Annotated in this window: 8 protein-coding genes; 2 read left to right on the top strand and 6 right to left on the bottom strand. The window is 61.8% G+C overall.

From position 1 onward, the window contains the following. Positions 1 to 259: 259 nt before the first annotated feature. The 6 genes from OPV09_RS06920 to OPV09_RS06895 all read right to left on the bottom strand — a co-directional run bounded on the left by OPV09_RS06920 (position 260) and on the right by OPV09_RS06895 (position 8,275). Positions 260 to 1,279 (bottom strand): glucokinase, encoded by a 1,020-nt coding sequence (locus OPV09_RS06920; RefSeq protein ID WP_338680944.1) that lies wholly within the window; start codon positions 1,277 to 1,279, stop codon positions 260 to 262. Positions 1,280 to 1,656: 377 nt separating this feature from the next. Continuing rightward, a complete protein-coding gene (locus OPV09_RS06915) occupies positions 1,657 to 2,619 on the bottom strand; it encodes a VTT domain-containing protein (protein ID WP_034760160.1) in 963 nt (320 codons plus the stop codon). Between the two features lie 27 nt (positions 2,620 to 2,646). Then, positions 2,647 to 4,338 (bottom strand): ABC transporter ATP-binding protein, encoded by a 1,692-nt coding sequence (locus OPV09_RS06910; protein ID WP_331777550.1) that lies wholly within the window; start codon positions 4,336 to 4,338, stop codon positions 2,647 to 2,649. 9 nt (positions 4,339 to 4,347) lie between these two features. Next, positions 4,348 to 5,457 carry an ABC transporter permease gene (locus OPV09_RS06905; RefSeq protein ID WP_230515668.1) on the bottom strand — a complete coding sequence of 370 codons (1,110 nt, stop codon included), beginning with the start codon at positions 5,455 to 5,457 and terminating at the stop codon, positions 4,348 to 4,350. Between the two features lie 9 nt (positions 5,458 to 5,466). Further along, positions 5,467 to 6,405 carry an ABC transporter permease gene (locus OPV09_RS06900; protein ID WP_034760169.1) on the bottom strand — a complete coding sequence of 313 codons (939 nt, stop codon included), beginning with the start codon at positions 6,403 to 6,405 and terminating at the stop codon, positions 5,467 to 5,469. Between the two features lie 28 nt (positions 6,406 to 6,433). Further along, entirely contained in the window at positions 6,434 to 8,275 is a 1,842-nt protein-coding gene (locus tag OPV09_RS06895; RefSeq protein WP_072454296.1) for an ABC transporter substrate-binding protein, read from the bottom strand. A 624-nt stretch (positions 8,276 to 8,899) separates the two neighbouring features. Between OPV09_RS06895 and OPV09_RS06890 the strand changes: the two genes are divergently transcribed. Next, a complete protein-coding gene (locus OPV09_RS06890; RefSeq protein ID WP_081368149.1) occupies positions 8,900 to 11,680 on the top strand; it encodes a TonB-dependent receptor in 2,781 nt (926 codons plus the stop codon). Between the two features lie 177 nt (positions 11,681 to 11,857). Next, positions 11,858 to 14,530, top strand: coding sequence for a TonB-dependent receptor (locus tag OPV09_RS06885; protein ID WP_081368148.1), 2,673 nt, complete (start codon positions 11,858 to 11,860; stop codon positions 14,528 to 14,530). The last annotated feature ends 124 nt before the right edge of the window (positions 14,531 to 14,654 follow it).

Genomic DNA, 14,654 nt, shown 5'->3' with positions numbered 1-14,654 from the left:
CGATGCGCGCAAAGCGGGACTAAAGCGGATGCAGTGAAAGTCCTGCCATTCATGGTGCTGGCCTTAAATAACCAGCAATGAAACGAACTCCGGAGCAGCTGCTTTTCCCGTGGCGGCGAACCAGCCAGACAGGAGAGCGACAGTCGTCGTTTCATCCAACGATGCCAATTGTACCTGATAAAAAGCGGAAAAGCGCAAAACCGGGCAAAACACGCGTTTTACCCGGCACTGGCGCGACATATCGGCCCCTACTCGCACATCACTGGGAGGCGAGTTTCTCCGAGAGAATGGCCGATGCGCCCAGGAACGCTGGGTACTGCGCCGTGATGACGAAGGTCGGCACTTGCGAGACGTAATTGGCGAAGCGGCCCTTGCGCTCGAAGCGGGCGCGGAAACCGGAGCGGTCGAAACGCGCGCCCAGGCGTGGCACGATGCCGCCGCCGATATAGATGCCGCCCAGTGCGCCCAAGGTGACGGCGACGTTGCCCGCCACCGTGCCGAGCATGCAGCAGAACGCTTCGATGACATCGTCGCACAACTGGGATTCGCCGGCCAGCGCGCGGCGCGTGATTTCCGCCGCCGGCAAGTCTTCGGCCGGCACGCCCGCGCGGTCGGCCAGGGCGCGGTAGATCAGTTCCAGGCCATCGCCGGAAATCAGGCGTTCGGCCGAGACGTGCTCGTATTCGCGCCAGGCGAATTGCAGGATGCTCACTTCCACTTCATTGAACGGCGCAAAGCTGACGTGGCCGCCTTCGCTTTGCAGGGCGATCCAGCCGCCGTGCGATGGAATCAGACCCGACACGCCCAGGCCCGTGCCGGCGCCGATCAGGCCGATGGCCGTGTTCGGACGGGCCGTGCCCGCGCCCACCTGGTGCTTTTGCTCGCTCGACAGTTGCGGCAAGGAGCGCGCCAGCGCCGTGAAATCGTTGACCACGTCCAAAGTCGTGAAACCGCACTCTTCGCGCATGGCGCGGATCGAGAACGACCAGTGGTGGTTCGTCATGCTGAGGAAATCGCCGTCGACCGGGTTGGCGATGGCGATCACGGCATGGCGCACGGCTTGCCCGCCGGCGGCAGCGATGTGCGGCAAGGCCAGATAGGCTTGCAGGGCGGCGGACAGGCTAGGGTAATCGGCACAGGGCAATACTTCCACCAGGGTGATGTGGCCAGCGGCCACTTCCAGGGCGAAACGGGCATTGGTGCCGCCCACGTCGGCCAGCAGGCGCGGTCCATCGGCGAAGGCGGAAGTCGGCAGTACGGGAGAAGACGAAGCGCTCATGATTTTAAATGATGAAGTGGGACGCATGGGACGCCAAGCTTAAAGGATGAATGCGCCCGGAGGCAAGCAAAGTTTGTAGTTTAAGTACATCAAAACAAGCCTTTATTGGTAGTTCCACTCCAAATGCAACAGGCAACGCCAAAATTGCTTAGAAACAATGATTTATAGTAAGTGCTTGCACTCATCAGGCGCGCGAAAAGCATGCTGCACAGCAGCAGGAGCCGCCTTGAAAACACAGTATGCCGGAGTTTGCGCAAAGCCGCTTTGTACGCGGTGGCGCGGGTGCGGCGCCGCTGTCCTGACGCTGCCGCAAAGCGGTTTTCGTATTATTACTACCGGTTTCTGACTGCCCGCCTGGCGAGCAGGAAGCAGTGCGATCAGGACGGCAAGCCTTCGCCCAGCAGGCTGGCGGGCGCCGGCTGGTCCGAGCGGTAGGCGGCATTCCAGGCGTCCAGGCCGCCATGCAGGGGCTTGGCGCGGTGAAAGCCGTGCTGGTGCAGCAGCTTGGCCACTTGCGCTGCCGTCACGTCGTTGGGACAGCTGCAATACACGATGATGTGGCGGTCCTTGTCCATGGCGATCATGGCAGGTACCGGCTCCTTGCCATTGAAGAACAAGGCGCCCGGCACCGCCGGTTCCAGCGCCTGGGCCGTGGCACTGCGCGCGTCGACCATCAGCGGCTCTTCGCCCTGCTCTATGAGTTCGAGCAATTCATCGATGCCGATGCGCTCGATCTGCAAGGCCTGGCGGAAACGCCGGCGTTCGAGGAATTTGTACAGCAGGAACAAGCCCAGCAAGGTGGCCAGCATCAGCAGAGCCGTGCTGCCCATGGTGCTGAGCAAGTCGAGCACCTGTTGCACGCTGGCATGGAAGATCACGCCGACGACGATGCCCGTGCCGCTCCACAGCAAGGCGCCCAGGCCCGCGTACAGGAAGAACAGGCCCGGCGGCGTACCCAGCGCGCCCGACATCGGTGCGGCGACGGTATTGAAGCCCGGCACGAACTTGGAGACGATCAGGGCTTTCGGGCCCCAGCGCTTGAATTTGTCTTCCGTCTGGCTGACGCAGTAATCGGGCGACAGGGAGATACGGCACAGCAGCCGCAGGATGCGCTTGCCGAAATGGCGGCCCGCGCGGAACCACGTGAAGTCACTGATCAGACAGGCACTCAACGCGGCGGCCAGCACCAGCGCCCCATTCATGTCGCCATCGACAGCCAGCGCCCCCGCCACCACGAGGATGGGAAAAGCGGGAATCGGCAGGCCGAGCTGCTCCACCAGCACGATGCCAAAGACGATCAGGACACCGTAATGTTCGAGCAGGTAAATGAGGTTGGGCATGGTCGCTATCTTACCGTAAAAGCGTGTTTAGATTTGCACGCCCTTCGGTATGGCGCTCAATAAGGTACGCGTGTACGGATGCACGGGATTGCGGTACAGTTCATCCGAATCGGCCAGTTCCACCACTTGCCCCTTGTGCATCACCATCACCTGGTCGGCGATGTATTTCACCACCGATAAATCGTGTGAAATGAAGATATAGGACAGGCCGAACTCATCCTGTAAGTCCTGCAACAGATTGAGCACCTGCGCCTGCACCGACACGTCCAGCGCCGACACGGATTCGTCGCAGACGAGGATTTCCGGCTGCATGGTCAGGCAGCGGGCAATGGCGATGCGCTGGCGTTGACCACCCGAGAACTCGTGCGGATAGCGGTGGAAGGCCTGTTCCGGCAAGCCGACCTTATCGAGCAGCCAGTAGGCCTTGGCGATGCGCTCCTTGTCATCGGCGCCGATGCTGTGGATGCGCATCGGTTCGAGCAATATCTGTCCGACGGTAAACCTGGGATTCAAGGACGCATACGGATTCTGGAAGATGATCTGGATGCGGCGTTTATACGGCAAATACTCCTTGTTCGGCATGGCAATCAGGTCCTTGCCGTGGAACATGGCCGTGCCGCCCGTTGCCTGGTGCAGGCGCAGCAGGGTCAGGCCCACCGTCGTCTTGCCGGAGCCGGATTCGCCCACCACGCCCAGGGTCTTGCCGCGCGGCAAAGTGAACGACACATCCTTGACGGCCTGGAACTCGCGTTTGCCGAACAGGCCTTCGCGCGTATAAAAACTTTTGCTCAGGTTATTTACCACCAGCACGGGCTCGTCACCGGGCGTGTAGCCGCGCGTGCGCTGCTTCACCTCGACACCGGGGCCGGCCTTGCCTTCCATGTAATCGGCAATCACGGGCAGGCGCCACGGGCGCTCATCGAGCGAGGGGCGGCAATGCAGCAGGGCCTTGGTATAACTGTCTTGCGGCGCTTCGAATACCTGGCGCACCTCGCCCGTTTCGCGCACTTCGCCATGGCGCATGACGATCACCTGGTCGGCGATCTCCCCCACCAGGCCCAGGTCGTGGGTAATGAACAGCACGGACATCTGATGTTTCTTTTGCAGCGCCGCGATCAAGTCCATGATCTGCTTCTGGATCGTCACGTCCAGCGCCGTCGTCGGTTCGTCCGCGATCAAGAGTTTCGGTTCGCAAGCGATCGCCATGGCGATCATCACGCGCTGCTGCTGGCCACCCGACATCTGGCTCGGGTAGGCGTCGATCTTGGTGGCCGGGTCGGGAATGCCTACTTCCTCCAGCAGCGCCAGCGTACGCGCCCGCGCCTGCTTGCGGTTCATGCCCATATGCTGACGCAGCACTTCGGCGATCTGGAAACCGACGGTGAACACAGGGTTCAGCGACGACATCGGCTCCTGGAAGATCATCGAAATATCCTTGCCGCACATGGTGCGCCGCTCGGCGATCGACAGGTCCAGCAAATTGCGCCCGCCAAAATGGATGCTCGAGGCGGGGTCGATGATGGTGTTATCGGGCGGCAGCAGGCCCATCACGGCCAGCGAACTGACGGACTTGCCGCTGCCCGATTCGCCCACCAGCGCGACAGTGCTGTTGCGCGGCACGTTGAACGAAATGCCCTTGACGGCTTCGAACGTGGTCTTCTTGTCCAGGCGGAAGGTGACGCGCAGGTCGCGCACTTCCAACAGGTTATTCTGGTCCATGAGCAACTCCTATTTCACTTTGGGGTCGAGCGCATCGCGCAAGGCATCGGTAAACAGCGAGAACGCCGTCACCAGCACGGCCATCGCCGTGGCGGCGGCTGTCAGCTGCCACCATTTGCCCAGGATCAGTTCATTTTGTGCCTCGTTAAGCATGCTGCCCCACGAGACGGTACCCACCGGTACGCCAAAGCCGAGGAAGCTCAGAATCACTTCCGCCTTGATGAAGCCCACCACGAGGATGGACATTTGCACCAGCGCCACGTGACTCACGTTGGGGAAGATGTGGGAAAACATCTTGCGCCAGTGCGAGGCGCCGATCGCGTCGGCCGCCATCACGTATTCGCGCGCCTTGTGCTTGATGTATTCGGCGCGGATCAAGCGGTACGGCCCTGTCCAGCCAGTCAGCCCCAGGATCAGCACGATGGTCAGCACTCCCTTTTGCTGCAGCACGGCCGCCACCGTCAAGATCATCAGGATGGATGGAATCGACGTAAAGATGCTGTAGAACCAGTTGAAGAAATCATCGACGATGCCGCCGAAGTAGCCGGACACGGCGCCAAACAAGGTGCCCAGCACGACGGCCAGCAAGGCTGCCACCAGGCCCACGACGATCGATGTTTCACCGCCCTTGATGGTTTTCTGAATGATGTCATGGCCCCACTTGTCGGCGCCGAACGGCAGTGTCGCCGCCTTGTGCGTGACGAGCTTTTTCGCCTTGCCCATGCCGGCGCGCAAGGCCGTCAAGTCGTCGGCCAGCGGGTCGGTAACGCCGTACATCTCCACTCCAGCCGAAGGATTGCTACCCATCTGGGCGCGCAGTTCGGCAATGTCGTCGGCCAGCGGATCGAGCACGTTGACGGGGGTGGGCGCGCTGCGCTCATCGGCCAGGGGAATGGCGCCATCGGCGGCCACGTCCTTGTCGGCGCCGACAAACGTGGGCGGCGCATAGCTGACGGCCACTTCGTCTTCCCAGTTCGAGGCGACCAGTCCGCTGGCGGACGCCAGCACCAGCAGGAAAAAGGCGCCGACCACGGCCAGCGATACCATTGCAATCTTGTCGCCGCGCAAACGGCGCCACGCCAGGGCCCACAGGCCGGGCGATGTATGAGGTTTCGACATCGTCTCTTTCTACTTCAGTTGTACGCGAGGATCGACCGCCTGGTACAGCAGGTCGGTGAGCAGGTTGAAGAGCATGGTGGCGGCGGCAACATACACGGTGATCGCCTTGATCACCGGAAAGTCGCTGCGCTCGACGGCCAGGATCACTTCACGCCCGATGCCGGGGATGCCGAAGAAGCGCTCGAGCAGGAAAGCGCCGATCAGCAGGGCCGGCAAGTTCGACATCACATAGGTAATGATGGGAATGGCGGCGTTGCGCAGCACGTGCACCCACATGATGCGGCCTTCCTTGAGGCCCTTGGCGCGCGCCGTGCGCACGTAATCCTGGTTCGCCTCGTCCAGCACGAAGGTGCGGAACAGGCGCAGGGTCGGCGCGATCGAGACGGCCAGGCCGATCAAGATCGGCAAGGTCGAATAGCGCAGCAGGTTTTCCCAGAAGCTGTCGCCCCAGCCCTGCACGGGGAACAGGCCCAGTTTATAAGCAAAGCCATACTGGAAGACGATGATGTAGACGAGAATGGAAATCGACATGCCCACCGTGCAGGCGATCATGACGGCGCGGTCCGTCAGCGAGCCGCGCACGAAAGCGATGGCCAGCGCCAGCGCCACGCCAAAAAACGTTTCCAGCACGGTCAGCGGGATCAGGACCATCATCGACGGGCCCAGGCGCGAGGTGATGATGTGCGACACGGATTCGCCCGTGGCCCAGCTCTGGCCGAAATCGAACGTGACGATCTGCTTGATGAAGATCCATAGCTGCACGTAATACGGCTGGTCGACGCCGAGCTGGCGGCGGATGTTGGCGATGCTTTCCGCACTCGACATCTTGCCGGCCAGGATGTAGGCGGGGTCGCCGCCCACCCAGTTAAACAGGATAAACACCAGCAGGACGACGCCCAGCATGGTGGGCAGCATCTGCCACAGGCGGCGCAGGATATAAGCAAACATAATGATTCCTTGTCGTTATAAGCTGCGCTTATTTTTTAGCCGAGTCGGCAGCTGGCGCCACCGGCGCCCCCGTGCTGTCGATATCCATGTACGCCCATTCCTGGAACATGATCGGGTGCTTCTTGTAGCCGAGCACCGACTTTTGCGCCAGCATGTTGCGGTAGCGCGCATAGCCGATCAGGGCGCCCGCATTCACTTCCAGGCGGCGCGCCATCTTGTGGAACAGCTCGTCGCGCTCGGGGCTGGCCGGCATGGCCTGGCTGGCCGCGTACCACTTGTCGTATTCGGGATCCTGGTAGCAGCCATTATTGTTCTGGTGCGTGTTCGGGCCATAGAACAGCTGCATGAAGTTGTCGCCGTCCGGATAGTCGGCCAGCCATGGCGCCGTGCGCGTCTGCATCTTGCACTGCTTTTCCGTCTTTAAAATGTCGGAAAAGATCATGCGGTCGTTTTCCATGCGGATGCCCAGCGAGTTGTAGGTCTTGCGCCACATTTCCGCCTGCAGCACGCCGTTCGCTTCGTTGCGCGAAGCGTAGCGGATCAGCAGCGGCTTGCCGTCCGGCAAAGAACGCCAGCCATCGGCACCCTTCTTGTAGCCGAATTTGTCGAGCAACTTGTTTGCCAGCACGGGATCGTATTGCAGCAGGGATTTGTAGTGAGGATCGTAGCCGACGACGCCGGGCGGGATCGGATAGTCGAGGCGCTTGGCCTGGCCATTCCAGATGATGCGGATTTCTTCGTCAATATTGTGTGCCATGGCAATGGCACGGCGCAGGGCGATCTTTTCCTTGCTGAAGCCACCCAGGGTCGGGTCTTCCATATTCCAGTAGTAATAGCTGATTTCCGGGTCCAGCAGGCGCGACAATTGCACGCCCTTCTCCGCCAGCTCGGGACGCAGCTTGCCGTTGAGCAGCGCTTTCGGCGCCAGCGGGCCATCGAGCCAGAACACGTCCGTGCCGCCGCTCTGGAACGACAGCCAGCGCGACTGGTCTTCGATCATGACGGAAATTTCAATGCGGTCGATGGCGGGAATGCGCTTGCCCTGCATCTGGCGCACGATGCGCTGGTCGTCCGGGTCGTCGCCAGCCAGGAAATTCCACGTTTCCGGCAAGTGCTGCGGGTTGCGGTTCAACACGATGCGGTTGCCGCGCGTCCATTCGCCCAAGGTGTAGTAGCCGGTACCGACGGGATTCGAACCCACTTCGCCCTTCACGTCGCCGTATTTCTCCACCACTTCGCGCGCCACGGCGGACGTGGGCACGTAGGCGAGGATCATGGGGAAATTGAAATCGGTCTTGGTGAGGGTCACGCGCAGGGTGTACGGGTCGAGGATTTCCAGGCCGGCCACCTTCTTGCTGTAGTCGAGCTTGTTCGACTTGGCCGCATCCTTGGCCAGGTCGTCCAGTCCCACTACCTTGCCTTCGAACAGCCAGCTGTGCGGCGAGGCCAGGCGCGGGTCGAACAGGCGCTTCCACGAATACACGTAGTCGGCCATCGTCAGTTCGCGGCGCTTGCCGCCGAACGCCGGGTCCGGCGTGTAATACATGCCTTTTTTCAGGCGGATGGTGTAGGTCTTGCCGTCGGCGGACACTTCCGGCATGGCAGCCGCGGCACCGGGCACCACCTTGACGGGGCGCGCCAGGTAATCATAGGTGTACAGGGTGTCGAAGACGGCCTGCGTGATGTGGTTCGAATACAGGTCGCGCGCGGTAGCGGGATCGAAACCCGTCTCGGCGGCCGGCAAGATATAGCGCAAGGTTTTCACCGGCGCGGCTGCGGCAGCAGGGGCGGCATCGGCGGCAATGGCCGCCAGCGGCAGGGTGGCCAGGCAGGCGAGCAGCGCCACGCGCCGCATCCATGGTGACTTCATGTAATACCCTTCATCTCGATTATCTGTCGCACCGTATTGGTGCGCTTGTACTGGCTTCCCCCTGGGATACAGGATTCCACCGCCAAAACCAGTCCATCCTCGCAAGATCTATGCCTTGTTCATGGCCAGCCGCGTCTACATACGGGCGAGCCGGAAAAAGGCGTAACGATAACGCATATTCTGTTCGCCGGGCGAAAAGCCGCAGCGCTGGCGTGACGCGCAGCCACGGCCGCCAGCCTCACGGGGAGAATCTTCCGCAGCGCAGCATAGACAGGCGGCGTCCATGGAAAATCGGCCTGGCAGCACCCCTTATGGCCGTCAATGACAGCTGTTTTTATGGCAGTACGGAAAATACGCATCGCACTGCAACATTAAAATAATTGCAATTATTAAAACGCATCAACATGATAAAAAACACTGTTGTTTCCATGCTGAAAGCAGATGTGTGCGCGTTGACAAGGTTTCTCGGCAAGTGGTCTTATCAATCACGACGGCTCACACGATATGCCGTTTGATCCATGGCGATTGCCGACGCAGCAATCTTTATCACCCTGGCAAAGCTGTGCCGCACAAGGGCCGGCCGAGCACACTTTCGGAGTTCTGAGAATGATGATGGAAACAGTGATGTCCCGCTCCGTACGCCTGATTTTTTCGGGTAGCGTAGCAGCGCTCAGCCTGGGCATGATGGCGGCGCCGGCAATGGCGCAAGACGCCAATGTACAACGTGTGGAAATTACAGGCTCGAGCATCAAACGGGCCACGGCCGAGACCGCATCGCCGGTCCAGGTCATCAGCCGCGACGACTTGATGAAATCGGGCAAGGCCACCGTCGCCGAATACCTGCAAACGCTGACCGCCGATGGCGCCGGCTCCCTGCCGACGGGCTTCGGCAACGGCTTTGCCGCCGGTTCCACGGCCATCTCGCTGCGCGGCCTGGGCGCCACCTCGACCCTGGTCTTGCTCAACGGCCGCCGCATGGCGCCGTTCGCGCGCGCCGATGACGGCCAGAAGAGCTTTACCGACCTGTCCACCGTGCCGATGCAGATCGTCGAACGCATTGAAATCCTCAAGGACGGCGCCTCGTCGACCTATGGCGCGGACGCCATCGCCGGCGTCGTCAACATCATCCTGCGCAAGGACTTCGAAGGCCTGACCCTGAAAGGCGACACGGGCATCTCGGGCGACAGCGACGCCAAACAGCACCGCGCCTCGCTGACCTTCGGCAAGGGCAACCTCGATACGGATAAATTCAATGTCGTCGTCAATGCCGAATACAGCAAATCGGACATGCTGATGAACAGCGACCGCGCCGGCCGCAAATGGATAGGCAAGGCCGACCTGCGCCCGTATGGCTATGCGATCAACACTCAGTTCGCCGGCGGCTATATCAATGGCAACAACGATGCGAATGCGGCACCGACAGGCCTGATCCGCGACCCCGTCACCAACAACTATGTGTCCCTGCCCGGCTGCTCAAGCTTGTCCGTGTCATCACCGCAAGATCCGAAGGGCGGCTGTTTGTGGCACCACGACCAGTTCCGCGCGATGCAGCCGAAGATCGAATCGATCAACCTGTACACGCGCGGCACCTGGCAAGTCAATGCCGACACCCAGGTGTATGCGGAAGCGGGCTACTCGAAGCGCGATACGGCGTTCGCCATGATACCGCCGTCGGTCACGCCCACCGTCGCCTTCCCGCCGAACGCCGGCAACAAGGCGGGCGTCATCAACTACGCCACCGGCACCGGCACCAGCATCGTGCTGGCCGCCAACCACCCGCAAAATCCGTATGGCGTGCCGGTGCGCGTGCGCTACCAGGCCTTCGACGTAGGCGCCAGCACGCGCACGGCCAACAACGAGTTCAACCGCATCGTGCTCGGCATCAAGGGCAATGCCATGGGCTGGGACTACGATGCCGGCTACACGCATTCGGAATCGAAACTGCACCTCGATTACAGCAACATGCTGAACATGGCCGTCGTCAGGGATGCGCTGGGCAATCCGAACAGCCAATATTTCCCGTACTACATCGGCGCGCAAGCGGGCAAGAATCCCGCATCGCTGTACGCGGCCATGGTGACGAACGCCACCTCCGATTCCACGACCAAGCTCGACATCATCGACTTCAAGGCCACGCGCGAACTGATGCAGTTGCCCGGTGGCGCCATGGGCCTGGCGATCGGCGCGGAACACCGCCGCGACAAGCTCGACAATCCATCGCTGACGGGCACGGAAGACGGTTCCATCAACGCCAGCTACGTGGCCGCCAAGGGCGACAGCAAGGTCTCGGCCGTGTTCCTCGAAGTGCTGGCGCCCGTCATCAAGACGGTGGAACTGTCGGGCGCCTTGCGTTACGACAAATACGACCGTTTCTCGTCGACCACACCGAAACTGGGCGCCAAGTGGACGCCGCTGAAAACCTTCGCCGTGCGCGGCACGTATTCGGAAGGCTTCCGCGCACCGGGCCCGGCCGAAAGCAACGCCGATTCGCAATCGACGGGCACCTCGACCGTGAGCGATCCCGTGCGCTGCCCGGGCGGCACCCGCCTGCCGGGCGCCAATGCCAGCGACTGCGAACTGCAAGTGGCGGCCGTCAAGGTCGGCGACCCCAGCCTCAAGCCGGAAAAATCCAAGGGCTACACCCTGGGCCTCGTGTGGGATCCGTTCAACGATACCAGCCTGTCGCTCGATGCCTGGAAGATCAAGCGTGAAAACGAGATCAACCCGCTGCCGTACAATGAAGCGGCCGCCCTGCCGACGGCCATCCGAGCCGACAACAACCTGACCATCAATGGCGTCGTTACGCCGAACACGGGCACCTTGCTGATCACCAAGGCGCCGTACCGCAACTCCAGCTTCACGGAGATCAAGGGTATCGACCTGGACGTCAAGCAGCGCGTGCGCCTGGGCGACTACGGCCGCGCCACGTTCGGCCTGACCTGGACCCATATCGCCTCGTGGGTGCGGGCCGAGTCGTCCACCGTGCGCTACCAGTTCGCCGGCACGCATGGCAATTGCGACACGTCCAACTGCGCCGGCACGCCGAAGGACAAGATCAATCTGACCGGCTCGTGGGACCTGGGCAACTGGAACGTCAGCGGCGTGCTGAACTACCGTTCGGACATGAAGAACATTCTGTTTGAAGGCAAGCCGTGCGCTTCCAAGCTGGCCGACGGCACCGCGGCGCCGAACGGTTGCAAGCTCGCCTCGTTCACCACGCTCGACCTGTCGAGCCGCTGGAACGTCAACAAACAGCTGCAATTGTTTGCCTCGATCAACAACGTGACCGACAAGATCGCGCCGCTCGACCCGCTGACCTACGGCGGCATGAGCTACAACCCGATGGATGCCAGCGGCGCCATCGGCCGCTACTTCAAACTGGGCGCCAGCTACAAGTTCTTCTAAGCCGACATCCGTATCCTGACGCAAGGCGGTGAGCAATCACCGCTTTTTTTTCGCCCGGACTGTGGCGCCAGGTCGCTCATCCGCACAGCTCTTGTGCCAGCACAAACCTTAGCTGCTGCGCGCCTGTAAAACTCCCTTGCAGGCCACTTGGCCAAACCCACGCCACAGGAGTGTCAGATGACGCAAACCCGTAGTCCCTCCCCCACCTTGCGCCTGCTGTGCGCAGCCTTGCTCGGCGCGTATGGCCATGCGGCCATGGCGCAGGACACCGGCACCGCCGGCGAGCCCGCCGCCATGCAGAGAGTCGAAGTCACCGGTTCCTCCATCAAGCGCCTCGTCTCGGAAACGGCGACGCCCTTGTCCATCTTCAAGGCCGAAGATTTCGCCAAGCAGGGCTTGACGACGGCGCAGGAAGTGCTGAGCAAGATACCCTCGAACGCGTCGAGCATGGGCAGCGGCAATGCCGTCGGCGGCAATACCAGCGGCTTGCCCACGGGCGGTCAGGCCAGCGCCGACTTGCGCGGCCTGGGCGGCGACAAGACCCTGGTCCTGCTCAACGGCCGGCGCATCGCCAACCATCCGTATGACGGCGCCAGCGTCGACCTGAACATCATCCCGATCGCCGCCCTGGAGCGTGTCGAAGTGCTGCGCGACGGCGCCTCGGCCATCTACGGTACGGACGCCATCGGCGGCGTCATCAACTTCATCACGAAGCGCTCGGTGAATGTCACGAATATCACCGCCGAGGTCGTCTCGCCCGAACACAAGGGTGGCGGCGAGCACCGCGTCAACCTGTCGACGGGTTTCGGCAAGCTCGACACGGACGGCTACAATATTTTCGGCGTGCTCGACTACCACAAGCAAAAAGTGCTGACGTCGCAGGACCGTGACTTTTCCAAGACCGGCATCATCCCCTCGCGCGGGCTGTCCATTACCAGCGGCACGACTTTCCCCGGCAACTACTTCGATGCGGCGGCCAATGGCGGCGACGGCTTGGCCGGCAATCCCTACGCGGCCAGCGGTTGCCTGCCGCCCTTGTCGGTGGCAGCCGCCAACGGCACCTGCCGCCAGGATTACACGCGCCAGATCGACAACCTGCCCGCACAGGAACAGCTGGCATTCTTCGGCAAGGGCGCCTTCAAGCTCGGTGGCGGCCATTTGGCCACGGTGGAATACCTGCATTCGGAAAACAAGGTGAAGGCACGCACGGCGCCGCCGCCGCAAACGGGCTTGATCCTGCCCAGCACCAGTCCATACTATCCGGGCAATGCGGGCGGCGTGCCGGCCCAGCCGGGCCTGTCGGGCCAGCCACTGAGCGTCAACTGGCGCCCCGTGGAAGCAGGCCAGCGGCAGATCGATTCGGATGGCAAGGCGGACCGCCTGGTGCTGGCGCTCGAAGGCCAGCTGTCCGGCTGGGACTACAAGACGGGCCTGAGCCACGCGATCAGCAAGTCGTCGGAAAAGTTCACGGGCGGCTATGTGCAGGATGCGGGCTTTGCCGCCGGCGTGTTGAACGGCATCCTGAACCCGTTCGGCGTGCAGGACGCGGCCGGCAAGGCTTACCTGGACAGCACCGCCCTGCGCGGCGAGGTGCAGAACGCCAAGGTCACCACCACGGGCTTCGACATCAAGGGCAGCCGCGAACTGATGCAGCTGGCCGGCGGTCCGCTGGCCATCGCTTTGGGTGGCGAAGTACGGCACGAAAAGGCCGACTTCAATGTCAACCGCGATATCGCCGGCCAGGCCGCCAGTTCCGGCTTGTCCGGCTCGCTGTCGAAGAGCGGCTCGCGCACGATCCAGGCCGTCTTCGGCGAAGTCAACCTGCCCTTGATCAAGGACCTGGAAGTGCAGCTGGCCGCCCGCTTCGACCACTACAGCGACGTGGGCAGCACCACCAATCCGAAGCTGGCCCTGCGCTACCAGGCCAGCAGCGCGCTGGTGCTGCGCGGCTCGGCCAGCACGGGTTTCCGCGCGCCCACCTTGTTTGAAAAGAATGCGCCGCCATCGAAGAACGACACCAACGATACCTACGACGACCCCATCCTGTGCCCGGGCGGCGTGCCGCAGCCCGGCGCCAATCCCCTGCGCGATTGCGACTTGCAGCAATTCAAGCTGCAAGGCGGTAATGAAAACCTGAAACCGGAAAAATCCACCACCTTCGCCGTCGGCCTCGTGCTCGAACCGATCAAGGAAGTCACGCTCGCCATCGATTACTGGAACATCCATTTGAAGGACAAGATTTCGTCCTTGCCCGAGCAATCGATCTTCGGCAACTACGAAAAATACAAGGCTTTGTTCTTGCGCAATCCCAATGGTTCGCCCTACGCCATCCTGGACTTGAACGACAACCTCGGCGAAGTGAAAACGGACGGTATCGACGTCAGCCTGAATGCGCGCCTGGCCCGAGGCGCGTATGGCGATGTCAGCGTGTCGGTCGATGGCACGTGGACCCACAAGTATGACTACCAGAACGAGCGCGGCGGCGAATTCATTGCCAACGTGGGCCGCTATGCGGACAACAATCCCGTGTTCCGCTGGAAACATACGGCAGCGCTGAACTGGCGCCTGGGCAACTGGGGCGCCACCGTGTCGCAATCGTTCAAGTCCGGCTACACGGACCAGAATCTGGTCGAGCCGCCATACCGCCACGATGTGCCGTCATACAGCCTGCTCAACGTGTCGGGCAGTTACGTGTGGAAAGGCTTGTTACTGACGGCCGGCGTGAAAAACCTGCTGGACAGGGAACCGCCATTCTCGAACCAGGGCACCCTGTTCCAGAAAGGCTATGACCCGCGCTATACGGACCCGATCGGGCGCGCCTACTACTTGCGCGGCAGCTATACGTTTTGAGGGAGTGACGGAAGAAAGACAGACCAGACAGCGCTGGCCAGCGTGTGCCAGCCATGCCAAAGACGGCGCCATCAGCGATGATGTGCGCCGTTTTATTTTACGCATCTGAGCAGGGCTGACAAGG

This window comes from Janthinobacterium sp. TB1-E2, from assembly GCF_036885605.1.
In the GTDB taxonomy this organism is placed as follows: domain Bacteria; phylum Pseudomonadota; class Gammaproteobacteria; order Burkholderiales; family Burkholderiaceae_D; genus Janthinobacterium; species Janthinobacterium aestuarii.
Note: the sequence above shows the minus strand (reverse complement) of the source record. Positions and strands in the feature narration are given on the sequence as shown.